Below are 22,119 nucleotides of genomic sequence, written 5' to 3'. Positions count from 1 at the left end.
AGGTTAGGCATGGGGTACGACATGACCACAGCCGTCGGGGTGCGACCTCGAACACTCGTCGCCCAGAGTTCACCTTGGAGCCAGTGATGGTTCATTTGGGGTGGCAGAAACGGACGCGTAGGGACCCGAACGTGGGAGCGTGGGGTTCGCACCGCTGGTTGCGCCACGTTTTGCCGAAGCACAGCACACGTACGAGAGGGAACCCTGATGCGGGACGCGTACCACGAGGAACTGGACTCGATCGGCGACGGTCTGGTGGAGATGGCCCGGCTCGTCGGGTCGGCGATCGGGCGCGCCACGACGGCCATCCTCGACTCCGACCTCAAGCTGGCCGAGAGTGTCATCGAGGCGGACCAGAAGGTCGACGAGCTGCAGCACGAGCTGGAGGCACGGGCGATAGCGCTGCTGGCGCGCCAGCAGCCGGTGGCCACGGATCTGCGGATCGTCGTCACCTCCCTGCGCATGTCGGCCGACCTGGAGCGCTCCGGCGACCTCGCCCAGCACGTGGCGAAGCTCGCCCGGCTGCGTTTCCCGAACCGGGCGGTCCCGCACGACCTGCACGCGACCATCCTGGAGATGGGCCAGCTCGCGCAGCGCCTGATGGCGAAGGCCGCCGAGGTGATCGTCACGAAGGACGTCGACCTGGCCCTCCAGCTGGAGCAGGACGACGACGAGATGGACCTGCTGCACCGCACCCTGTTCCAGCACCTGATCGACGACCGCTGGAAGCACGGCATCGAGACCGCGGTCGACGTCACCCTGCTCGGCCGCTACTACGAGCGCTACGCCGACCACGCCGTGGCCGTCGCCAAGCGCGTCGTCTACCTGGTGACGGGCGAACACGCGGACGACCTCCAGACGGACATCCACCCGGCTACGGGGGCGGAGGGCGCGTAGCCCTGCCGGGCACAGCCCTGCCGGGGCGAGCGCCTCCGTGCGCCGTCGGTGCGCCGTTGAGGAGGTCGCCGTAGCGGGCATGGGATGGGCGAAGGCACCCGGCCCCAGCCTCTGGGAGGAACCATGGCCGAATCCCCCAGCACCACGCCCGACCCCACGCGGCAGCTCGACACCGACCAGCCCACCGAGATCACGAGCCTTCCGCTCGTCGGCGCCTGCGGCTGCGGCTCCGGCTGCGGCTGCGGCTGCCAGGCGGGCAACCCCTGCCAGTGCGGCTGACCGCCGCGACGGCGCTTCCTCGTCCGTGCTGCGCCCCGTCCGCCAGGAGCGCAGCATGGCTGTGTAGAGGGAGAAGGAGGTGGCACCCATGGCCAAGTTCATGGACGTCCATCACGGCATGACGGGCATCACCGCCGACCAGCTGCAACAGGCGCACCAGGCCGACATCGCCATAGAGAAGGAAGAGGGCGTCCACTTCGAGACCGCCTGGGCGGACCCCGACTCCGGAACGGTCTACTGCCTCTCGGAGGCACCCTCGGCCGAAGCGGTCCAGCGCGTCCACGAACGCGCGGGGCACAAGGCGGACGAGATCCATCCGGTACCGCTGGTGATCTGACCTGCGACAGAAGCCCCCGGCCTTCGGCGTACGCCGCGCACGGGGGCTTCGTCACGTCCGGGCTTCGTCACGTCCGGCTTCGTCACGTCCGGGCTTCGTCTAGTCGAGGCCTACGGGGCCGTCGTTCGACTTCTTCTCCTTGCTGGACGGCAACTGGATCAGGGCGCTGCCGCCGTTGCCGCCGCCGTCGCGGTCCTCGGAACGGCGGTTGTCGGAGTCCTGGCCGCCCAGGTTCTGCCGGACCGAGTCGAGGATCGTCAGGCCCTGGGACACCAGACCGGCGGCGATCTCACCGAGACCGTCCGCGCCGTTCAGGACGTTGACGTTGGCGCCGGCCAGACCACCCGCCGCCTCCTTCACGATCTGCGGGAGCTGGTCGATCAGCATCCGGTCGAGCGCGACCCGGTCGTAGGAGGCCGCGGCCTCCGCCTGGATCTTCATGCGCTGCGCCTCGGCCGCGGCGAGGATCCTGACCCGCTCGGCCTCGGCCTCGGCGGGCTTCACGACCTCCGCCACCAGCTGCTGCTGGCGCAGCTTGGCCTGGCGCTGGGCCAGTTCCGTCTGGGCGGCGAGCACCTCCTGCTGGGCGTGGGCCTGGGCCAGCGGGCCGGCCTGGGCGGCCTCGGCCTGGGCGCGGTCCACCTCGGCCGAGTACTCGGCCTTGACGACGGCCGTCTGCCGGGCGTACTCGGCCTGCTTACGGGCCGCCGCCTGCTCCGCCTCGACCGCGGCCTGGGTGGCCTGCGCCTGGGCGATCTGTGCCTGCCGCTGGATGGCGGCCTTGTGCGGGGCGGACATGGCCTCGATGTAACCGACGTCGCCGTCGTCGATCGACTGGATCTGGAGCGAGTCCACGATCAGGCCGATCTTCGCCATCTCGACCTTCGACGTGTCGAGGACCTCCGCGGCGAGCTTCTGCCGCTCGGTGACGATCTCCTCGACCGTCATCGAGCCGATGATGGCGCGCAGGTGACCGGCGAAGATCCGGCCGGTCAGCACCGACATCTGGTCCTGGTCGGAGAGGAAGCGCTGGCCGGCGTTGATGATGCTCTCGTGGTCGTTGCCGACCTTGAAGGCGATGACGGCGCGGACGTGGAGGGCGATGCCCTGCTTGGTCACGCAGGTCTCGGTGACCTCGGCCTCGCACATCGACAGGGTGAGGAAACGGGTCTTTCGGAAGATCGGGAGCACGAACTTGCCGTGCCCCGTCACCACTCGGAACGGCGCTCCCCCCAGGCCCCGCCGCCCGCCCGAGATCAACATCGCCTCGTCGGGGGCGGGAACGCGGTATCCGAACATGCTTACTCCTCAGTCGGCGCCGGCGGTGTCGCCGCCGAGCGCGTCCAATGGATCCACCCACTCGATGACGCCGACCTCGCGGCATCCACGTGATTCGATCACGAGCACTGTCACACCCGTGGGCAGGGGATCCTCGGACCAGGCGAGGAAGGTCTCGGACCCGCCTCTGACCCGTACCAGCACCTCACCGGGGCCGGCGGAGCCGCGCGTACCGATGAGCACCTTCCCCGTACAGCCGATCACGGCCTCGTCCTGCGGCATCACCGGCCGTCCTCCTCGTCCGAGCCCCCAGTAGTCCGACGATAGACCTACCGGGGGCAAGGGCCCAACGGGCGGGGGGAATAGGCGCGGGCTCAGCGTCCGAGGTGCCGCAGCACGGCCCGGCTGTGTACTCCGCGGTTCCGGCGGCCTGGGTGGGCGCGGTGAGGGTGGTGCCGGTGCCGGAACGGGCGATGCCGAAGTCGATCAGGTAGACGAAGGGCGTGCCGCTGTGGCCCTGCCCCGGGCCGTGCCCCTTGCTGAGCAGGATGTTCGACGGCTTGACGTCCCGATGGGTCACGTGGGCCCCGTGGGCGGCGTCGAGCGCGTCGGCGACCTGCGCGAGGATGTCCGTCGTCTGCGACAGCGTCAACGGGCCCCGGTCGCGCAGCCTGCTGCGCAGATCCTCACCCTCGACCAACCGCATGTGATCGGAGCCTCCCAGCTCCGGTGTGCCGCAGGTATGCCAGTTCTACGTCGGCGGACCCGCCCCGTCGCGGAGGCGGCGCCCTCGGCGGGCCTGCCGGAAGTTCGTCCCCAAGGGCGTGGGGCGGTCCTTTTCACCCGGTGGACGAGCTGTCCGAGGTGCTCGACGGATCCATCCACATCACCTGCCGGCCGTGGCCGTCGAGGTCGAAGAAGCTGCGCGAGTACATGAAGCCGTGGTCCTCGGGGCCGCCCGCCTCGGAGCCGCCCGCGGCCAGCGCGGCCTCGGCGATCGTGTCGACCTCAAGGTGTACGCGCACCTCATGCCAAGTAGCCGGGATCGTGCCCGGAAGGCTCTCGGGCAGGCTCTCCGGCCACAAGGCTCGGGGGCCTGTGGGCCCACAGTGGGCCCAGGCCATGAAAATGCCTCCCGCCCGCGCCGTATGCGCAGGTGGGAGGCATGATCACGGAACCTACTTCTTCTTGCCCTGGTTCTTGACCGCCTCGATCGCCGCCGCCGCTGCCTCCGGGTCGAGGTACGTGCCGCCGGGGGTGAGGGGCTTGAAGTCGGCGTCGAGTTCGTAGGACAGGGGGATGCCCGTCGGGATGTTCAGGCCCGCGATGTCCGCGTCCGAGATGCCGTCCAGGTGCTTGACCAGGGCGCGGAGGCTGTTGCCGTGGGCGGCGACGAGGACCGTGCGGCCGGCCAGGAGGTCCGGGACGATGCCGTCGTACCAGTACGGGAGCATGCGGACGACGACGTCCTTCAGGCACTCCGTGCGGGGGCGCAGCTCCGGGGGGATGGAGGAGTAGCGGGGGTCGTCCGACTGGGAGAACTCCGTGCCGTCCTCGAGCGGCGGCGGCGGGGTGTCGTACGAGCGGCGCCACAGCATGAACTGCTCCTCGCCGAACTCCGCGAGGGTCTGCGCCTTGTCCTTGCCCTGCAGGGCGCCGTAGTGGCGCTCGTTCAGCCGCCAGCTGCGGTGGACCGGGATCCAGTGGCGGTCCGCCGACTCCAGCGCGAGCTGCGCCGTGCGGATCGCTCGCTTCTGGAGGGACGTGTGGACCACGTCGGGGAGCAGGCCGGCGTCCTTGAGCAGCTCACCGCCGCGGACCGCCTCCTTCTCGCCCTTCTCGTTCAGGTTGACGTCCACCCAGCCGGTGAACAGGTTCTTCGCGTTCCACTCGCTCTCGCCGTGGCGGAGGAGGATCAGCTTGTACGGTGCGTCGGCCATGCCCCAGAGCGTAATCCACGCATTCGCCCCCCAGGAGGGCCGCCCATCAGCCGGACAGTCCGGGCCGAGGCCGGCCTGCCGGGGCCGGAACCCGGTTCCCCGTGCTCCGGAGGAAGGGGCGCTCTTCTCCAAGGACCACGACGGGGAAAGGACCCGGCCAAGCCCCACCCCTGCCGCCCGTGGCACGGGCTCACCCTGGCGGGTGAACATCGCCAACTCGGCTGGACTGCGGCCCCATTGGCTGCCCTACTCTCGGCGCAACACGACCGCAAACGCGACGGCCCCCGCCCGGGCTGCAATCCCAGGGCGAGGGCCTGACCACCGAGGAAGCGGACCTTCCTGATGGATACGCAGCACCCTAGCGCGCCCTCGCGCCCCCAGTCCGGGCATACCGGCAAAGACCACCCCCACTCCGGCGGCCTCACCCACGACAACACCCGCCACACCAACCGCTTCACGGTGATCGGCAACCACCTCACCCAGCACGCGGAACTGACACTCCTGGCGATCGGTCTCGCCTGCCACATCCAGTCGCTGCCGAAAGGCGCCCGCGTCGACATCAAGACCCTCGCCGTCCGCTTCCCCGAGGGCGCGACCCGTATCGCCGCCGCCCTGCGCGAACTGGAGGCCCACGGCTACCTCCGCCGCGTCCGCGAGCGCGCCCCCGGCGGCCGGATCGTCACCCGTACGATCTCCTGCAACCAGCCGGGAGTCCGCCGTAGCGACCACCCGCCGCTACGGCCGCCGCGCCCGACGCCGGCGAAGAGGCACCCGGCCGGCAAGAACGCCCTCCCCGCCGTCCCCCAGCCGGTCTGCCCCGCCCCCGCCCTTCTCCACCAGGCCGCCGACCTCCTCGCCGGCCTCCGCCGCCAAGACCAACGTCTGCTGCTCTCCACCTGCGACATCGCGCATCTGGCCCCCGGCATCGCCGCCTGGCTGGAGCGGGACGTGAGCCCCGCGGTCCTGCGGCACGCCCTCACCGCCGATCTGCCACCTGATCCCCTGAGCCGCCCGGCAGCCCTGCTGGCCCACCGGCTCACCGCCCGGCTGCCTCCCCCACCGCCGTTCCGGGCCCCCGCCCCGCCGCCGCCCGTCCGGCATCCGTTCCAGACCTGTGACGGCTGTGACCGACCCTTCCGCTCCCCCGCTCCCGGCCGCTGCCGCGACTGCCGGTCCGATCTCCCGGAGGCCGCCGGAGCCCGCCTAGCATGAACGTGACGATCCTTGCCCCTGGGCACAGACGACGAGGAGCGAGCGCCATGACCATCGCCCCGGAGAACGCGCGGCAGGGCGCCTCACACCTGTACCGGGCCATGCGGGACTTCGTTCAGTCCGCGGACGACAACCTCCCCGGCAAGTTCGAGATCACCAGGGAAGGGATCGTCCTCGACATGATGTCGCCCATGAGGCCGCACGAACTCACCGTGCTGCGCGTCCGCAAACGCCTGGAAAAGGCGATGCCGGACGAGATCGTGGCGCACACCGGGGAGCCCGACGTGGAGGACGAACCCGAGGGGATCATGCGCCGTCCGGATGTGATGGTGATCGCCGAGGCGGAGATGGAAGGAGAGGGGTCCTTCGACCCCCGGTCGCTCGTCGCCGCCGTAGAGGTCGTCTCCCGCTCCAACCCGGACAACGACTGGGTGAGCAAGACCCGCGACTACCCCCTGATGGGCGTCCCTGTCTACGCGATCTTCGACCCCCGCACCGGCACCGGCACCGTCCTCACCGACATCCACGCCACTCCGGACGGTCCCCGCTACGCCAGCCGCAAGGACTTCGTCTACGGCGAGGACGTCACCATCGGCGACTGGACGATCCCGACGGACAACCTGCCGGTGTACGAGGACTGAGGCGTGCTTCACGGATGCATGCGCGCCCCCTTGGTGACCTTGTCGACCGCGTTCCTCGGGCCGTAGACCGCCAGGCCCACCAGGTCCAGTTCGCCCGTTCCCACGGCTCGTACGGCGGCGCGGTTGTCGCGGTCGTTGCCCGTGGTGAACAGGTCGGACGTGAAGACCGACCTGGGCAGGGCGCGGGACAGGGCCCGGGCGTGGGCGGCGGTCAGTGCTTCCTTCGTACCCTCGAGCACCAGGACCGGCTGGCGGAACATCGGCAGGTACGGCACCCCGTCCGCGTCCTCGTAGGGCTCGCCGATCACCTCGGGAACCGTCGGCCCGAGCCCGCTCACCAGGAACGCGGTCACGTTCAGCCGCTGCCACGGCTCCAGGTCCTCCCGCAGCAGGACCGTGATCTTGGTGTCGAAGCGGATCGGTTCCGTGTTCATGTCGCTCATGTCGCTCATGCGTCGAGACTGGCGGCCGGTCCACGGCGTCGTCTTGTACGTTCTTTGCATGGCCGCTCAGCGCCCCCAGCGGGAGGTCTCCGCCTGGCGCCCCCGGATCCCCGGTGTCGTGGAGGTCTTCCACGCCCATTTCACCGGGTACGCCTACCCCATGCACGTGCACGAGGCGTGGACGCTGCTCATCGTCGACGACGGGGCCGTACGGTACGACCTCGACCGGCATGAGCACGGCACCCCGCACGACACCGTGTCCCTGCTGCCGCCGCACGTCCCGCACAACGGCTCCCCCGCCACCTCGCAGGGCTTTCGCAAACGGGTCCTGTACCTCGACAGTTCGGTGCTCGGGGAGGACCTCATCGGGGCCGCCGTCGACGGGCCCGACCTGCGGGATCCGGTGCTGCGCCGGCGGGTCGGCCAGGTGCACGGCGCGCTCGCCCGCCCCGGTGACGAGCTGGAGGCCGAGAGCCGGCTGACGCTCGTCGGCGAACGCCTCCGGGAGCATCTGCGGGACCGGCCCCGGGGCGCCGCCGAGGTCCGCCGCGCGGACCCGGCGCTCGCCCGTCGGCTGCGCGAACTCCTCGACGAACACGTCAACCGGGGGCTCGGTCTCCGGGAGGCGGCCCGGCTGCTGCACGCCCACCCCGCCCACCTGGTACGGGCGTTCAGCGGGGCGTACGGCATCGCACCGCACCAGTACCTGATGTCCCGCCGTGTCGGCCGCGCCCGGCGGCTGCTGCTGGCGGGGCGGCCGCCGTCCGAGGTGGCCTCGGCGACGGGCTTCTACGACCAGGCCCATCTCACCCGGCACTTCGGGCGGCTGGTGGGTGTGACGCCGGGGCGCTACCAGTCGAGTGCGCGCTGGGCCTCGTAGAGATTGGCCGGGCGGACCACGTCCGTCGTGGGATACAGCTCCAGTCGGGTGTGCAGGTCGCCGGTGAAGTCCGGGACGTCGGTCTGGTCGAAGTCGGTGACCGCGTCGAGGCCGACGGTGGCGGAGTACGGGGCGAGTGCGTCGAGCCTCATCAGGCCCGCCCGGCCGTTGGTCACCCGGATGTTCCAGTGGGTGAAGCGGGCACCGAAGAGGGGGCCCGCGTTGGCGTCGCCGCCGTGGCGGCCGTTGTTGTTCACCGTGATGTCGGTGCGGACGTCGGCGAAGGGCAGCCCGCGGTGCGAGTCGAAGGTGCCCATCTGCAGTTCGCCGCGCGACCAGACGTTGTACGAGGACAGGCCCTCGACGTTGATGCCGTGCAGTTGGGTGTCGGGCGGGGCCGGGACGGTGCGCTGTTCGATCGCGAAGTCCTCGATCAGGTTGTCGTGGGAGCCCTCGCGGCAGAAGTAGGGGTGGTGTTCGCCCCGGCCGCCGACCCTGGTGCGGCGCAGTGTGCAGGAGGAGGCGGCGACCAGTCCGAAGCCGTTGTCGACGTTGCGGACGGTGACGTCGTCCAGCCAGCAGTCGTACGCGCACTGCAGGACGACCCCGTTGTAGCCCTTGTCGAGGAGGTGCGGGGACTGCGGGGTCTCCATCACGTCCAGGGTGAGGCCCTCCACTCCGGAGCCGGTCAGTTCCGTTGCGTGGGTGGTGAGTTGGGGGTTCCATTCGGGGCGCAGGTCCAGCGGGAGGGGGCGTTCCAGGGTGACCGTGCGGCCCCGGACGTGCGCGATGCGGACGGGCCATTCGTAGGGGACGTAGGAGAGCAGTTTCGTCTTGTCGTCCCAGTAGTACGCCGCCGGGCCGGGGCCGCCGCCCGCCATGTGCTGCAGCAGGGTGTGGGCGCTGTCGTCGCCCACCCGGAGGAGGACGAGGGCGCCGGGGCGCAGCCGGGAGGGGTCGGTGACGGTCACCGTCCAGTCGCCCTGCCGGGCCGGTCCGACGGCCGTGAGGGGCGCCCACTCGTCCCGCTTGTTGCCCGTCCAGCCCTCGAACGGCCAGGCCCGCGCCCTGATGGCGGTGACCAGCGAGTCCCAGCGGGCCCTCGGCGCCAGCCAGATCAGTCCGCCCGCCCAGGACCAGGCCGACTTGGTGCCGCCGTAGCGGGAGCCGTAGACGCCGATGAGTTCGGTGAGGTTCTTCGTCGCGTACAGGGTCGTACGGCCGCTGCCGGCGCCGCGCAGGACGACGTTCGAGTCGGCGACGCGGATCAGGCCGTCGATGCGGAAGGTGCCGGGCGGAATGGTGACCGTGCCGCCGCCGGCCCGTCCGGCGGCGGCGAGGGCACGGTTGATCGCGGGGGCGCAGTCGGTGGTGCCGTCCGCCACGGCGCCGAAGTCGGTGACGTCGGCGACGACGGGGCGGCGGGGGAAGCGGGGTGTTCCGGCCCGGTATCCGGCGCGGCCGACGTAGGGGATCTGCGGGTGGGTGAACGGGGTGCGGGTGAACTCGCGCCAGAGGGTGGGGACTTCGCCCGGCGCGGCGGGGCTGTGCAGGACGGGGACCGCCGCCGCGGCCAGTGCGCCGCCGAGCAGGGTTCGTCTGGAGAGATACGCGTTGCCCATGTCCGTACGTCCTCCATGCGGCTCTTTCATGGATGTGAACGACGTTCAGAAGTGCGTTGGCGGCGAGCATGCCACGGGGCCCCGCTGCGGGGAAAGAGGGCGGTACCAAGTCAGTCGTAGGGCGTACTGAGTCAGTCGGTAGGACGCTGGGTCAGGTTGCTGAACGCGTCCAGGTTCCGTGTGGACTCCCCGCGCGCCACCCGCCACGCGTACTCCTTGCGGATCGCGGAGGCGAAGCCCAGCTCCAGCAGGGTGTTGAAGGCGCCGTCCGCCGCCTCCAGGACCTGGCCGAGGAGGCGGTCGATCTCGTCGGCGGTGACGGAGGCGAGGGACAGACGGGCGGTGACGTAGACGTCGCCGAGGCGGTCGACGGCGTAACCGACGCCGTACAGCTTGAGGTTGCGCTCCAGCAGCCAGCGGTGGACGCCCGCCTCGTTCTCGTCGGGGTGGCGGATCACGAAGGCGTTGAGGGAGAGGGAGTGGCGGCCCACGAGGAAGGAGACGGTCGTGGACAGCTTGCGAGTGCCGGGGAGCTTGACGACGTAGGTGCCCGGCTCGGGGCTCTCCCACTCCAGTTCGGCGTCCTCGAAGACGCCCTCCAGGACCTGGGCGGCGGCCCTCTGCGCATCAGCCATGGTGGGAGCGTACGCGACGGCGGTGGGCCTGGGCCGCGGCCGTGTACACGTCGGCTGTGGCGGCGGCCGCCGCGTCCCAGCCGAAGGAGCGGGCGTGCCCGGCGGCGGCGGCTCCCATGCTCTCGGCCAGGGACGGTTCGTCGGCGAAGCGGGCGAGCACGCGCGCGTAGTCGGCCGGGTCGTGGCCGCGCACCAGGAATCCGGTGCCGCCGTCGCGTACGGCGACCGGGAGACCGCCGACCGAGGCCGCGAGCACCGGCGTACCGGCCGCCTGGGCCTCTATGGCGACCAGGCCGAAGGACTCGCTGTAGGACGGCATGACGAGCACGGAGGCGGCCCGGAACCAGTCCGCGAGCTGCTCCTGGCCGACCGGCGGACGGAACCGTACGACATCGGCGACGCCCAGCCGGGCGGCGAGCTTCTGCAGGCCCTCGGGCTTGGCGAGACCGCTGCCGCTGGGGCCGCCGACGACGGGTACGACGATCTTCGACCGCAGCTCCGGGCGCTCGGCGAGCAGTACGGCGACGGCGCGCAGCAGCACGTCCGGCGCCTTGAGCGGCTGGATGCGGCCCGCGAACAGCGGGATCAGGGCGTCTTGCGGCAGGCCCAGGCGGGCGCGGGCGGCGGCGCGGCCGTCGGCCGGGCGGAAGCGGTCGAGGTTCACTCCGGGGTGGACGACGGCCAGCTTGGCCGGGTCGGCCGCGTAGTGCCGTACCAATTCCTCCGACTCCTCGGCGGTGTTGGCGATGAGCCGGTCCGCCGCCGCGACGATCTGGGTCTCGCCGATGACGCGGGCGGCGGGCTCGGGGGTGTCGCCGTCGGCCAGGTTGGCGTTCTTGACCTTGGCCATGGTGTGCATGGCGTGCACCAGGGGGACGCCCCAGCGCTGGGCGGCGAGCCAGCCGACGTGGCCGGAGAGCCAGTAGTGGGAGTGGACCAGGTCGTAGTAGCCGGGGCGGTGGCCGGCCCAGGCCTGCATCACGCCGTGGGTGAAGGCGCAGAGCTGGGCCGGGAGTTCTTCCTTGGCCAGGCCCTCGTAGGGGCCGGCGTCGACGTGCCGGACGAGGACGCCGGGGGCGAGGTCGACGCTGGGCGGGAGGCCGCCGGAGGTGGCCCGGGTGAAGATCTCGACCTCGATGTTGATCGCGGCGAGACGCTGGGCCAGCTCGACGATGTACACGTTCATGCCGCCGGCGTCGCCCGTGCCGGGCTGGTGCAGCGGAGAGGTGTGCACGGAGAGCATGGCGACGCGGCGGGGCCTGCGGGACAGCCTGAGCCGCGAGGGGGCCGCCGGAGAGCGACGCCCGAGCCTGCTGACGTACTGGCTCACGTGGCGTTCCTCCTTGCTGCGGGCATGCCGTTCGGAGGACGTGGGGCGCCCTCCAAGGGGGTGCAACAGCGCGGGGGTACGCCGTCATTTCCCGCGCACGCGACTTTACCCAATCATGACCATCGGTGGCTCGATCACGCATGCCCTCGCACGCGTGACCTCGTCCGCATATCGCCGTACGCATATCGCCGTACGCATATCCTCGTACGCATGACAGCCCGCGCCGTGTCCCGCCCGCTGGGAAACGTGACGCGCGGGACCACCAACCCCAACCGACTGCGCCGCATGGACCGCTGGATCGCGCACGCGCACGGCGGTGAGCTGCGGCGGGCGGCCGAGCCGGTGGCCGTCGACCTCGGTTACGGGGCCGCCCCGTGGACCGCCGTCGAACTGCTCGGCCGGCTCCGCACCGTCGCGCCCCGCGCGCGGGTGGTGGGCGTCGAGATCGAACCGGCCCGGGTCGCGGGCGCGCGGCCGTACGAACGGGACGGGCTGGCCTTCCGGCACGGCGGCTTCGAGATCCCCGTGACAGGGCGCCCGGCGCTCATCAGAGCGGCCAATGTGCTGCGGCAGTACGACGAGGACCAGGTCGCCGCCGTCTGGGAACGGCTGTGCGCCCGGCTCGCCCCGGCCGGGGGCGCCTCGCGCGGAGGGCTGCTGGTCGAGGGGACCTGCGACGAGATCGGGCGGCGGCACGTATGGGTGGCGCTCGGCCCCGAGGGGCCGCGCACGGTCACCTTCGCGACCCGGCTGGGTTCCCTGGAGCGGCCCTCGGACCTCGCCGAGCGGCTGCCCAAGGCGCTGATCCACCGCAACGTGCCCGGCGAGCCGGTGCACGCCTTCCTGCGCGACTTCGACCGCGCCTGGGCCGCCGCCGCGCCCTACGCCTCCTACGGCGCCCGCCAGCGCTGGATGCGGTCGGTGCGGGACCTGGCGGCGGACTGGCCGGTCACGGACTCGCCGACGCGCTGGCGACAGGGGGAAGTGACGGTGCGGTGGGAGGCGTTGGCGCCCCTGCGCTGACGTCGGCACGACCGTGCCGGGCCGCGGGAACGATCTCCGTGAGTCGTTCGTCACAAAGGCGGGGAGATCGTCATGCCGGGGAGGGGGGCAGGGGAGGGACCATCACGGGCGTTGCCTCTGTCGCTTTGCGGCGCGCCGTGGCACGATCCCCCGGGCGTTCGTAAGTTACTGACGGTAAATCAGCTTTGGGGGCAGAGGTATGGGGACCGGCAAGCGCGTCCTGCTCACGGCCGCCGTGACCGTGGTCTGCGCGGTCACCCTACTGGCGGCACCCGGCACGGCCTTCGCGAACTCCGCGCGGGCGGCCACGCCGACGCCCTCCTCATCGCCGTCGGCGACTCCCGCTCCCACCGAGGACCTTGAGAAGGTCCGCGAGAAACTCGACCGGCTCTACCACGACGCGGCCGTCGCCACCGACGCATACGACGCGGCCGAGGAGCAGACCAGGAAGCAGTCCGCCGAGATCGTCGAGCTGGCCAAGAAGATCGTCGCGGGCCGGCAGAAGCTGGACAGGCTGAAGGACCAGGCCGGGGCCGCCGCCCGCGCCCAGTACCGCGACGGGGGGCTGCCGCCCGCCGCCCAGTTCATGCTGAGCGACGACCCCGCGCAGTTCCTCGACGGCGCGGGCCGCCTGCTGGAGGGACAGCGGGCGACCAGGAACCTGATCACCGAAATGACCCGGACCCAGCAGGACTTGCAGCAGTACGCCGACGACGCCTCCACGCAGTGGCAGAAGCTGGACGCGAACCGGAAGGCCAAGGCCGCCGCGAAGAAGAAGATCACACAGCAGATCGCCGCCGCCGAGAAGCTCCAGTCCCAGTTGCAGAAGAAGGAGCAGGAGCGGCTGGCCGCTCTGGAGCAGCAGGCCGCCTACCAGGCACAGACCGCCTGGCTGGACACCGGCATCCTCAAGGAGATCAACGGCAAGGCGTCCGAGCAGGGCAAGAAGGCGGTCGAGTTCGCCACCAAGCAGCTGGGCAAGCCGTACGTGTGGGGTGCCGAGGGCCCGGAGTCGTACGACTGCTCGGGCCTGACCTCCCAGGCCTGGGCCAGCGCCGGCCACCCCATCCCGCGCACCTCGCAGGAGCAGTGGAAGCAGCTCAAGCACGTCGACGTCAAGGACATGCGCCCCGGCGACCTGATCATCTACTTCGACGACGCCAGCCATGTCGCGATGTACATCGGCGACGGCGCGATCATCCAGGCCCCGCGCCCCGGCCGCACGGTGACGATCGCGGGCGCGGGCGAGATGCCGATCCTCGGGGTGGTACGCCCGGACGCCTGAGGACGTCCGAGCACGCCTGGGCCCCGCACTCCGGGACGCCCCGCGTGTGACCCACCGCATGTGACCCAGCGCACCGCCAACCACCCGCCAAACCAGGGCAGGGCGTGACCTTCGTCATCCCCGCGCCCATACCGGCCTGTCCAACTGCGGTACGTATCGCGGCATATGACAGGGGTCTGCACGTGAGCGACGCGGCTCACACCATTCCGTTGCGGTGGCCAGTACCGCTATGGTCCCTGCTCGGGTGGGTCGAGGTCCCTCGCCCCGCCAGCCCTCGGGGGGAGGGAAGGAACCCAACACGATGCCCGTACCCATACCGCGGCAGAGAGCGATCCCGGCCGCGGAGAGTGGTCAGGCGCAGGCCGCCTCCGCAGTCGGCGGCCACCTCAAGGAAGAGGCCCACCGCAAGGAGGCCGCCGCGAACACCGCGAACGGCGCCACTCTCACCCTGCTGCTGATCGAGGACGATCCGGCCGGCTCGCCGATCGTGCCCGAGTTGCTGGACTCGACCGGCAACCCGGCACGCGTCCGCACCGCCCGCAACCTCACCGAGGCCGCGCGGCTGCTCACCGACGACGTCCACTGCATCCTGCTGGACCTGGCGCTGCCCGCCCCCGGCGGACACGACGACGCCGACGAGCTGGCCGTACTCAAGCACGTGCTGGAGCTGGCGCCCCGGCACGCCGTGCTCGCGCTGACCGCCTCCGGCGACGCCGAGCGCGGCGCCGAGGCCGTGCGGGTGGGAGCACAGGACTACCTCTTCCGGGACGAACTGGACGGCCGGCTGCTCAGCCGCGCCATCCGGTACGCCGTCGAGCGCAAGCGGTCCGACACCGCCGAGCGCAAGCTCGCCGAGGGCCGGCTGCGCGCGCAGGAGAACCGGCGCCTGGAGCGGGGCCTGCTGCCCACGCCGCTGCTGGAGGGCTCCTCGCTGCGGTTCGCCGCCCGCTACCGCCCGGGCCGCTCGCGCGCCCTGCTCGGCGGCGACTTCTACGACACCGTGCGCACGCCCGACGGCACCGTGCACGCCATGATCGGTGACGTCTGCGGCCACGGCCCGGACGAGGCCGCGCTCGGCGTGGAGCTGCGCATCGCCTGGCGGGCGCTGACCCTGGCCGGGCTGTGCGGCGACGAGCTGCTGGGCACGCTGCAGGAGGTCCTGGAGCACGAGCGCGGCGACGACGAGATCTTCGCGACCCTGTGCACGGTGGACATCGCCCCGGACGGCCGTCGCGCGGGCCTGTGCCTGGCCGGCCACCCGTCCCCGCTGCTGGCCCGCCCCGGCCGTCCCGCGCAGCTGCTGCCGTACGAGAACAACGGCCCCGCGCTCGGTCTGCTGCCCGGCGCCCGGTGGCCGCGGATGCAGGTGGAGCTGGGGTCCGAGTGGAGCCTGATGCTCTACACCGACGGTCTGATCGAGGGCCGCGTCGGCCGGGGCAAGGAGCGCCTGGGCCAGGACGGCATGGTGGAGATGGTCCGCCGCCAGCTGGCGGAGGGACTGCGCGGCGAGAACCTGCTGCGCGCCGCCGTCAGCGAGGTCCGTGACCTCAACGGCGGCGAGCTGACGGACGACGTGGCGGTGGTCCTGCTGGACCGGGTGCCGTAAGCCCCCTGTGGCCGGGGGCCCACTCCCGATGGCCGGGGGCTCAGCGGCCGCCGTTGTACGGGCCGTACGGTCCGTCGCTGCTGCTGCCGCGGCGGCGGCCCCAGCCACCACCGCCGCCGGAGACCTGCCGGACGGCCGGGCGCACGTCCACCAGGTAGACGATGGTCGCGACCAGTCCGGCGATGGGCAGGATGGACAGGATCGAGAACAGGAAGCTGACCACCAGCGCGATGCCGAGGATGATCAGCCAGAAGACCTTGTTCTGCTTGTCGGCCGCGCGGAAGGCGTCCTCGCGCCGCACCGCGGCGTCGATCAGCGCGAACGCGGCCAGGGCCATCAGGACGATCTTCAGCAGTCCCATGAACCCCGCGAAGCCCAACATCAGCATGCTGCTGTCACCGCCCGTTTCCGCCGGTCGCCCGTTGTCTGTGCCGGTCCCTACCCGGCCACCGTACCCGTAACAACGGGCCGGGCACCCACGGAGTGCCCGGCCCGTCGAAGCGCTGCCCCTTACTTGCCGGGCGGCGGGGTCTTCTTCGCCGGGGTGGCCTTGCGGGGGGCCGGGGCCTTCTTGGCCACGGGCTTCTTCGCGAAGCCGGCCTCCGCCTTGGGCTCGGTCGGCGCCGGCTCCTCCTTGACCGCGACCGGCTCGGTCTTCGGCTCGCCCTTGGGCTCGACCGCGATGGCGAGGTCCTCGATCTCCTCGGCGGCCTCGCCGCGCCAGGTCCGCACGGTCTGCTCGCCGTGCTCGGCGACCTTCTCGTAGGTCTCACGTGCCTTGACGGCGTATTCGGCGGCGACGCCGACACCGCGCAGGGCGAGGTCCTGGGCGGACTCGCCGAGCTTCTTCAGGTCGCCGTCGAGGGAGCCGAAGAACTCGCTGACCTTGGCCTGCAGGGTCTCCTGCGCCTCCTTGGCCCGGGCGGAGGCCTTCTCCTGCACGACCTTGGGGTCGGTGTTGCGTACGGCGTCGATACGGGCCGGGGCCTCGGCACGCAGCTGCTCGACCAGACCGGGCACCTTCTTCGCCTGCTGGAGGGCCAGGTCGGCGGTGCCGGCGGCGAAGTAGAGCGGAGTCGGGTCGCTGAGGGTCTTGCGCAGGTCGTCGGTGATGGCCATGGTGATGGTCCTCCCGGATTCACGTTCGGCTGAGGGTTTTGTGGTCCGCGGCGCGGCGGCGGTTGGCTGGCTTCTCAGGTACGGCTCAACCAGCCGTCCGCCGCGGACTGCTGTCGGCATCGGCATCGGCGTCGGCATCGTCGGGCAGACGGTCGGCCGTGCGGGTGCCGCGCACGGCACTGTCGGCGGCGTCGGCGCCCCCGTGACCGTCCACGTCCCCGTCGCGGGAACTGTCGTCGTCCGCCGTCTCCCCGATCCCGAACCCGTTCTCTTTCCTGAAGGACTCGTAGATCTGGAGCAGCACCTGCTTCTGCCGCTCGTTGAGGGTGGGATCGGCGAGGATCACCGCCCGGGTCTCCACCTCGTCCCGGTCCCGTTCGGCGTCGAGGATGCCCGCGCGGACGTACAGCGTCTCGGCGGAGATCCGCAGCGCCTTGGCGACCTGCTGGAGCACCTCCGCGCTCGGCTTGCGCAGCCCGCGCTCGATCTGGCTCAGGTACGGGTTGGACACCCCGGCGGCGTCGGCGAGCTGCCGCAGGGACAGCTGCGCGGTGCGCCGCTGTTCGCGCAGATACTCACCGAGATTGCCGACGTTGAGCGATGCCATGCCTCCACCTTGCCCCACCTCCGCTAACTTTTGCAAGCACCTGCTTGCAAGAGTGTCGCGCGTCTCTCCCGGCTTCCTCCGAAGATCCGGTCAGGAGCCGGTTACGGGGATGTCCTTGAGGACCAGGTCGCGTCCCGCGGGCCAGTAGAAGTCGTGCAGGGTGATGGTGACGTGGGTGGCCCGGGGGTCGGTGTCCCAGAACACCTGCACCAGTCGGCTGCGCTGCCGCGCCGGCGGTTCGCTGTCCCCGGAGCTCGCGAGGGGGTCGGCGTCCAGGACCGTGCCGCTGCCCGGGTCGCTGACGCGGTAGGTCATGTGGGAGAACTCGTCGGCGCTGCCGCGCTCGAGATCTGCGGTGATGGTCAGCGAGGGGCGCGGGTCGGGCACCCACTCGCTGGTGGTGCGGGACACGGATTCCACGGTGTAGGTCCAGCCGTATCCCGACACCTTCCACGGGCCCCGGCCAGGAGCCTGCCGCGCGGCCTGCCCGGAGTGCGCGGTCCGGCCGGTCTGCCCGGCCTGTGCGGAGTGCGTGGGCTGCGCCGAGTGGCTGGGCTGCGGGGACTGCGCGGTCGGCGACTGAGACCGCGCCGAGCGGCCGGAACCGCCCGGCGCGGGCCAGAAGACGTAGGACAGGACCGCGAGCAGCGCGAGGACCGCGCAGCCGCCGGCGATCGCGTAGCCGTTGGTGCGCCGCCGCCGGGTGGGGGCCGGTGAGGAGCGCTGCGGAAGCTCGCGTGTCGCGGCGGCCGGCGCGAGACGGGTGACGCCCCCGGTGGGGGAACCACCTGCCGCACGGTCATCTCCTGAGACGGGCTCGGCCCGGTAGGGGGCGCCGTGTTCGACGGCGGCGAGGGCGCGGTCGGCGGCGGCGGCGTCCGGGCGCCGCGCCGGATCCTTGGCGAGCATGGCCGTCAGCAGCGGAGCGAGCGGCCCGCAGTGCCGGGGAGGCGGCAGTGGCTCGTCGAGGATGGCGGCGAGGGTGGACAGCGTGCCCGAGCGGCGCAGCGGGTGGCGGCCTTCGAGTGCGACGTAGAGCGTCATGGCCAGGGACCACAGGTCGGAGGCGGGGCCGCCCTCGTGGCCGCGTATTCGCTCGGGCGCCATGTACTCGGGGGAGCCGATCAGCGAGCCGGCCGCGGTCAGCGCCGTGGCGTCGTGCAGGGTCGCGATGCCGAAATCGGTGAGTACGGGTGTGCCGTCGGCGCGCAGCAGGATGTTGCCGGGTTTGACGTCGCGGTGCTGGATGCCGCCGGCGTGGGCGGCGCGCAGGGCCGCGAGCACGCCGCGCCCGATCCGCGCGGCCTCCGGCACGCCGAGCGGGCCGGAGGCCAGCCGGTCGGCGAGGCTGCCGCCGTGGACCAGTTCCATCACCAGGTAGGGATGCGGGTACTCGGCGGTGTCGATGATGTGGTGGATCGTCACCACGTTGGGGTGCTGGAGGCGGGCCAGGGCCCGCGCCTCGCGCAGCACCCGCTCGCGCATCGTGCGGGCGCCCTCGGGGTCCGCGGCGGCGGTCGCCGGATCGGCGGGGCGGACTTCCTTCAGCGCCACCTCCCGGTCCAGGGCGGTGTCGTACGCCCGCCAGACCACTCCCATGCCCCCGCCGCCGAGCCGCTGCAACGGCTCGAAACGGCCGTCGATCAGCTCCCGTTGTGCCCCTCCACGATTCATGGCGGTCATCGTAGGGCCCGTCGGCGCAACGCCCTTTGGTTACGGGCCTGTTGGCGACCGACTTGATGGATCTTGGAACCGCGCGGATGCCGGCGGCATCTTCCCCTGCGGACATCCGGTCGCGGGGGCGGGCGGAGCATGGATGGGGGACGGCGTGCCTGTTTCTGCTGGTGTGGGCTCATTCGGCGTGGTGTTCGGTGTCGTCGGGCTGCTTTTCGCCTCGATCGGGGTGGCCGGGGGCGTGCGCCTCGTGCGGCGCAGGGCGATGGTCCACCGCGTGCTCACCAAGGGGCTGGTGGCTGAGGGCCTGGTCCTGGAAACCTACCTGTCGGTCCATGGCCGGCAGCATGTGACCACCTCGCGGCGCGCGATCATCGCTTTCCGGACGGCCGACGGTGCGGAACACCGGATCTACGCCTCTCCCCGCCGCCCGCTCCTGGCGGGAGATCGGGTCCTGGTGCGCTACCTGCCCGAGGCGCCGGAGCGGGCGGTGACCGCGGATGCCGCCTCCGGTGGATCGTCCGCGCTGATGTTGCTGCCGTTGGCGTTCCTCGGGGTGTTCGTGATCATCGGGCTGTTCTTCGCGGCGACGGGCTTCGGCATGGCCCACTTCGGGTTCGCCGGCTCCGCGTCCCCTGCCCCGTGAGAGGTGCTCTCGCAGGGGCGGCCGGGTAGCGGCGCTCGGCGATCTTTTTCAGTCCACGTCCCAGTCGTCGGGGTCCACCCATCCGATCAACGAGAGCTCCAGGCCGGTGAGCATGGACACCGTAAAGGCCGCCGGTGAAACGGCCAGTGTGCCGACCAGTACCGACAGGAAGCCGTGCACATGGAAGTCCAGTCCCCACCACTGCGAGACCCAGTACGTCAGCCAGAACACCGGAAGCGACGAAGCGGTGGTCACCGCTATGGCCGTCATCAGTGAATTCGGCAGCCACGCCACCAGGGCGACCGACGCCATCAGCAGCGCATAGATCGCGGCGACCTGCACAGAGGTGAGGATCTGGTGTCCCGTGCCGCCGGAAAGGGAGATCCCGTCGCTGATCCAGGCGGCCACCCACAGACAGAGGACGGTGGCGACAACCATCAGGCGGACGAACTCGACCAGCGCCGACGCGGGACGACGTGGACCTGTTCGAGACCTGCCGTCGGTGCTCCACCACCCGATCCCCTTGAGTCCGATCGCGGTCAACGAGAGCACTATGAGGGTCACCGGCGAAACGGCCAGTGTGCCGATCACCACCGCCTCGAAGCCGTGCACGTGGAAGCCCAGTCCCCACCAGTGCGAGAGCCGGTACGTCAGCCAGAACACCAGAAGCGACAGACCGGCGGTGACCCAGAACGGCTCCGACACCACCGCCACCGGACTGGCCAACGCCATCAACACCACGTAGATCACGGCGACCAGCAACGCGGTGAGGATCTGGTGTCCCGTGCCGCCGGAAAAGCTGACGCCGTCGCTGATCCAGGCGGCCACCCACATACAGAGGCCGGTGAAGAGAGCCAGCCCGAGGACGGCCACCAGCACCGCCGCTGCCAACAGAAGAATCATGGCGTGATCATGACGATGTGTGTGAGGCTCGTGAAGATCTGCGGGACTGCTGTTACCGGCGTGCTACAGCACTGTCGCATGCCCGCGGCTCTTGCCTCCGAAGATCGTTCCGTTGGAGGCTGAGGCATGCGGAATCTGCCGACCTTCGTTCTCGTCCACGGGGCCTTCGCGAACTCGTTCTCGTTCGCGCCCCTGCAGGCCCGGCTCGCCCTGCTCGGGCATCGCTCGGCCGCGGTCGACCTTCCGGGGCACGGATTCGAGGCGACCTTCCCGACGGCCTACCAGGCGCCCCAGGATCTCGACGCCCTCGCCGTGGAACCGGGGAATATCAAGGGAGTCACGCTCGCGGACAACGCCGCCCGCGTGATCGAAGTCCTCGAGCGGGCCAAGCGGAACGGGCCCACCGTCCTCGTCGCCCACAGCCGGGGCGGCATCACGGCCACCGCCGTCGCCAACGCCCGGCCCGAGCTGATCGACCGGCTCGTCTACGTCTCCGCCTGGTGCCCCGTCGACCTGCCCGTGGGCGACTACTACGCCCAGCCCGAGATGGCGGACGTCGACGCGGGAGCCTTCGCCGCCACGCTCGTCGGGAACCCGGCCGAACTCGGCCTGCTCCGGACCAACTTCCGTACCGCCGACCCGGCGTCGCTCGCCGCGTTCAAGCGGGCGTTCGGCGCCGACCTCACCGACGACGAGTTCCGGACCTTCCTGAACACCTTCCAGCCCGACGAGAACCTGGACGTCGGTACCGCCGCCGACCGGGCGCAGGCCGCCACCTGGGGCCGGATCCCCAGGACCTACGTACGCCTGGCCGACGACACCAGCATTCCGCCCGCCGCCCAGGACCGCATGATCCGCGAAGCCGACGCGCTCACCCCCGACAACCCCTTCGACGTCCGGACACTCGCGGGAAGCCACCTGCGCTGGCTCGTCCACCCGGAGGCCGCCGCCGGACTGCTCGCCGCCCTCGCGGCGACGCACTGACCGGCACGCCGAGCCGTCACAGGGCCCTCGACGCCTCCACGAGCACCTCCCCGGCCGCCGTCCGCACGTACAGCACCGACCGCCCGGCGCGGCGGCGCTCCACCAGCCCCGCGTCCAGCAGCACCCGCAGATGGCGGCCCACCGACCCCAGCCCCTGCCCGGTCACGGCGACCAGCTGGGTCGTGCTCATGGACGTACCGAGCAGCACCAGCAGCGCGGCCCGCGCGGTCCCGAGGAGCGCCCCCTGGGGCTGTGGGTGCCCAACGGCCTGATCGTCGGCAGCGATTCGCTCTACGTCTCCTACGCGCCCCGGGCCGCCGGCACGCTGTACGCGTGCGGGGCGCTGGGCATGTTCGTGGGCGACATGGCGGTGGGCCGCCTGGTGCCGCCCGCCGTGCGCCCCCGTCTCGCCACCCCGCTGCGTCTGCTGCTGGCGGTGCCCTACCTGTTCTTCGTGCTGCGGCCGTCCGTGGCGCTGTCGGCCGTGGCCGCCGCCCTCGCCTCCGTGGGGTTCGCCGCGAGCCTGGTGCTGCAGGAACGCCTGCTGTCCCTCACCCCGGACGACCTCGCGGGCCAGGCCCTCGGTCTGCACTTCGTCGGGATGTCCGGCATGCAGGGCGTCTGCGCGGCCGTGGCGGGCGCGGTGGCCCAACTGACCTCCCCAGCCGTCGCGATGACACTGATGGCGGCCGGATCGGTCACCGTGACCCTGGCCCTCGCGGCGGCTCACCTCGTGGCGGAGCAGCCGCGGGGAGCCACCTTGAGGGCTGAGGGGTAG

25 protein-coding genes and 2 pseudogenes are annotated in these 22,119 nt (G+C 71.5%); 12 read left to right on the top strand and 15 right to left on the bottom strand.

What is annotated here, in order from left to right; all coding sequences use genetic code 11:
* Nucleotides 1–207 precede the first annotated feature (207 nt).
* From phoU to ACFYMM_RS19445, 3 genes are all read left to right on the top strand, one after another.
* Nucleotides 208–897 (top strand): phosphate signaling complex protein PhoU, encoded by a 690-nt coding sequence (phoU, locus tag ACFYMM_RS19455; RefSeq protein ID WP_388388044.1) that lies wholly within the window; start codon nucleotides 208–210, stop codon nucleotides 895–897.
* Between the two features lie 123 nt (nucleotides 898–1,020).
* A complete protein-coding gene (locus ACFYMM_RS19450) occupies nucleotides 1,021–1,176 on the top strand; it encodes a hypothetical protein (protein WP_388388042.1) in 156 nt (51 codons plus the stop codon).
* Between the two features lie 88 nt (nucleotides 1,177–1,264).
* Nucleotides 1,265–1,513: an SCO4226 family nickel-binding protein gene (locus ACFYMM_RS19445; RefSeq protein ID WP_388388040.1), complete on the top strand. Its 249-nt coding sequence runs from the start codon at nucleotides 1,265–1,267 to the stop codon at nucleotides 1,511–1,513.
* A 99-nt stretch (nucleotides 1,514–1,612) separates the two neighbouring features.
* Here the strand turns inward: ACFYMM_RS19445 and ACFYMM_RS19440 are convergent, their stop codons facing one another.
* From ACFYMM_RS19440 to ACFYMM_RS19420, 5 genes are all read right to left on the bottom strand, one after another.
* Nucleotides 1,613–2,812 (bottom strand): flotillin family protein, encoded by a 1,200-nt coding sequence (locus tag ACFYMM_RS19440; protein WP_388388037.1) that lies wholly within the window; start codon nucleotides 2,810–2,812, stop codon nucleotides 1,613–1,615.
* Nucleotides 2,813–2,821: 9 nt separating this feature from the next.
* Nucleotides 2,822–3,073: a hypothetical protein gene (locus tag ACFYMM_RS19435; RefSeq protein ID WP_388388035.1), complete on the bottom strand. Its 252-nt coding sequence runs from the start codon at nucleotides 3,071–3,073 to the stop codon at nucleotides 2,822–2,824.
* Complete coding sequence (locus tag ACFYMM_RS19430) at nucleotides 2,997–3,497, bottom strand: protein kinase (RefSeq protein WP_388388033.1); 501 nt, start codon at nucleotides 3,495–3,497, stop codon at nucleotides 2,997–2,999. Before ACFYMM_RS19430 ends, ACFYMM_RS19435 begins: the two co-directional genes overlap by 77 nt.
* Nucleotides 3,498–3,630: 133 nt before the next feature.
* A complete protein-coding gene (locus ACFYMM_RS19425) occupies nucleotides 3,631–3,816 on the bottom strand; it encodes a VOC family protein (protein ID WP_388388030.1) in 186 nt (61 codons plus the stop codon).
* A 153-nt stretch (nucleotides 3,817–3,969) separates the two neighbouring features.
* The gene (locus ACFYMM_RS19420; protein WP_388388028.1) at nucleotides 3,970–4,731 is read right to left on the bottom strand and encodes a phosphoglyceromutase; all 762 of its coding nucleotides are present in this window, start codon (nucleotides 4,729–4,731) and stop codon (nucleotides 3,970–3,972) included.
* Between the two features lie 342 nt (nucleotides 4,732–5,073).
* Here ACFYMM_RS19420 and ACFYMM_RS19415 point away from each other — a divergent pair, with 342 nt between their 5' ends.
* Nucleotides 5,074–5,943: a helix-turn-helix domain-containing protein gene (locus tag ACFYMM_RS19415; protein ID WP_388388026.1), complete on the top strand. Its 870-nt coding sequence runs from the start codon at nucleotides 5,074–5,076 to the stop codon at nucleotides 5,941–5,943.
* A 47-nt stretch (nucleotides 5,944–5,990) separates the two neighbouring features.
* Nucleotides 5,991–6,584 (top strand): Uma2 family endonuclease, encoded by a 594-nt coding sequence (locus ACFYMM_RS19410; RefSeq protein WP_388388024.1) that lies wholly within the window; start codon nucleotides 5,991–5,993, stop codon nucleotides 6,582–6,584.
* Nucleotides 6,585–6,592: 8 nt separating this feature from the next.
* On the opposite strand, the gene ACFYMM_RS19405 is transcribed toward ACFYMM_RS19410, so the two are convergent.
* Nucleotides 6,593–7,036 carry a DUF2000 family protein gene (locus tag ACFYMM_RS19405; protein WP_388388022.1) on the bottom strand — a complete coding sequence of 148 codons (444 nt, stop codon included), beginning with the start codon at nucleotides 7,034–7,036 and terminating at the stop codon, nucleotides 6,593–6,595.
* Nucleotides 7,037–7,085: 49 nt separating this feature from the next.
* On the opposite strand from ACFYMM_RS19405, the gene ACFYMM_RS19400 reads away from it, so the two are divergent.
* Nucleotides 7,086–7,907: an AraC family transcriptional regulator gene (locus ACFYMM_RS19400; RefSeq protein WP_388388020.1), complete on the top strand. Its 822-nt coding sequence runs from the start codon at nucleotides 7,086–7,088 to the stop codon at nucleotides 7,905–7,907.
* Here the strand turns inward: ACFYMM_RS19400 and ACFYMM_RS19395 are convergent.
* The 3 genes from ACFYMM_RS19395 to mshA all read right to left on the bottom strand — a co-directional run bounded on the left by ACFYMM_RS19395 (nucleotide 7,877) and on the right by mshA (nucleotide 11,494).
* Complete coding sequence (locus ACFYMM_RS19395; protein WP_388388018.1) at nucleotides 7,877–9,529, bottom strand: glycosyl hydrolase family 28-related protein; 1,653 nt, start codon at nucleotides 9,527–9,529, stop codon at nucleotides 7,877–7,879. The genes ACFYMM_RS19400 and ACFYMM_RS19395 overlap by 31 nt on opposite strands.
* 131 nt (nucleotides 9,530–9,660) lie before the next feature.
* Entirely contained in the window at nucleotides 9,661–10,164 is a 504-nt protein-coding gene (locus tag ACFYMM_RS19390) for a YbjN domain-containing protein (RefSeq protein ID WP_388388016.1), read from the bottom strand.
* A complete protein-coding gene (gene mshA / locus ACFYMM_RS19385; RefSeq protein WP_388388014.1) occupies nucleotides 10,157–11,494 on the bottom strand; it encodes a D-inositol-3-phosphate glycosyltransferase in 1,338 nt (445 codons plus the stop codon). The genes ACFYMM_RS19390 and mshA overlap by 8 nt, the downstream gene beginning before the upstream one ends.
* A gap of 210 nt (nucleotides 11,495–11,704) precedes the next feature.
* On the opposite strand from mshA, the gene ACFYMM_RS19380 reads away from it, so the two are divergent.
* From ACFYMM_RS19380 to ACFYMM_RS19370, 3 genes are all read left to right on the top strand, one after another.
* Nucleotides 11,705–12,517 carry a class I SAM-dependent methyltransferase gene (locus tag ACFYMM_RS19380; protein WP_388388011.1) on the top strand — a complete coding sequence of 271 codons (813 nt, stop codon included), beginning with the start codon at nucleotides 11,705–11,707 and terminating at the stop codon, nucleotides 12,515–12,517.
* A 199-nt stretch (nucleotides 12,518–12,716) separates the two neighbouring features.
* Nucleotides 12,717–13,802 carry an NlpC/P60 family protein gene (locus tag ACFYMM_RS19375; RefSeq protein ID WP_388388009.1) on the top strand — a complete coding sequence of 362 codons (1,086 nt, stop codon included), beginning with the start codon at nucleotides 12,717–12,719 and terminating at the stop codon, nucleotides 13,800–13,802.
* A 301-nt stretch (nucleotides 13,803–14,103) separates the two neighbouring features.
* Entirely contained in the window at nucleotides 14,104–15,408 is a 1,305-nt protein-coding gene (locus ACFYMM_RS19370; RefSeq protein WP_388388007.1) for a SpoIIE family protein phosphatase, read from the top strand.
* A 40-nt stretch (nucleotides 15,409–15,448) separates the two neighbouring features.
* Here ACFYMM_RS19370 and ACFYMM_RS19365 read toward each other — a convergent pair whose 3' ends face one another.
* From ACFYMM_RS19365 to ACFYMM_RS19350, 4 genes are all read right to left on the bottom strand, one after another.
* Nucleotides 15,449–15,796 (bottom strand): DUF2516 family protein, encoded by a 348-nt coding sequence (locus ACFYMM_RS19365; protein ID WP_388388005.1) that lies wholly within the window; start codon nucleotides 15,794–15,796, stop codon nucleotides 15,449–15,451.
* Between the two features lie 122 nt (nucleotides 15,797–15,918).
* Nucleotides 15,919–16,527 carry a hypothetical protein gene (locus ACFYMM_RS19360; RefSeq protein WP_388388003.1) on the bottom strand — a complete coding sequence of 203 codons (609 nt, stop codon included), beginning with the start codon at nucleotides 16,525–16,527 and terminating at the stop codon, nucleotides 15,919–15,921.
* A gap of 85 nt (nucleotides 16,528–16,612) precedes the next feature.
* The gene (locus ACFYMM_RS19355) at nucleotides 16,613–17,134 is read right to left on the bottom strand and encodes a helix-turn-helix domain-containing protein (RefSeq protein WP_388388001.1); all 522 of its coding nucleotides are present in this window, start codon (nucleotides 17,132–17,134) and stop codon (nucleotides 16,613–16,615) included.
* A 90-nt stretch (nucleotides 17,135–17,224) separates the two neighbouring features.
* A complete protein-coding gene (locus ACFYMM_RS19350; protein ID WP_388387999.1) occupies nucleotides 17,225–18,808 on the bottom strand; it encodes a protein kinase in 1,584 nt (527 codons plus the stop codon).
* Between the two features lie 142 nt (nucleotides 18,809–18,950).
* Here ACFYMM_RS19350 and ACFYMM_RS19345 point away from each other — a divergent pair, with 142 nt between their 5' ends.
* Complete coding sequence (locus ACFYMM_RS19345) at nucleotides 18,951–19,454, top strand: DUF3592 domain-containing protein (protein ID WP_388387997.1); 504 nt, start codon at nucleotides 18,951–18,953, stop codon at nucleotides 19,452–19,454.
* Between the two features lie 48 nt (nucleotides 19,455–19,502).
* Here ACFYMM_RS19345 and ACFYMM_RS19340 read toward each other — a convergent pair whose 3' ends face one another.
* Nucleotides 19,503–20,333 (bottom strand): hypothetical protein, encoded by an 831-nt coding sequence (locus ACFYMM_RS19340; RefSeq protein ID WP_388387995.1) that lies wholly within the window; start codon nucleotides 20,331–20,333, stop codon nucleotides 19,503–19,505.
* 150 nt (nucleotides 20,334–20,483) lie between these two features.
* Between ACFYMM_RS19340 and ACFYMM_RS19335 the strand changes: the two genes are divergently transcribed.
* Nucleotides 20,484–21,341: an alpha/beta fold hydrolase gene (locus ACFYMM_RS19335; protein WP_388387993.1), complete on the top strand. Its 858-nt coding sequence runs from the start codon at nucleotides 20,484–20,486 to the stop codon at nucleotides 21,339–21,341.
* Between the two features lie 16 nt (nucleotides 21,342–21,357).
* Here the strand turns inward: ACFYMM_RS19335 and ACFYMM_RS19330 are convergent.
* Nucleotides 21,358–21,591 (bottom strand): annotated as a pseudogene (locus ACFYMM_RS19330) (ArsR/SmtB family transcription factor); the annotation flags it as partial.
* Here ACFYMM_RS19330 and ACFYMM_RS19325 point away from each other — a divergent pair.
* Nucleotides 21,586–22,119: pseudogene (locus ACFYMM_RS19325) on the top strand (MFS transporter); the annotation flags it as partial. The pseudogenes ACFYMM_RS19330 and ACFYMM_RS19325 overlap by 6 nt on opposite strands.

Source organism: Streptomyces sp. NPDC006739 (assembly GCF_042869815.1).
Classification (GTDB): domain Bacteria; phylum Actinomycetota; class Actinomycetes; order Streptomycetales; family Streptomycetaceae; genus Streptomyces.
This window is presented reverse-complemented; position numbering and strand designations above follow the sequence as displayed.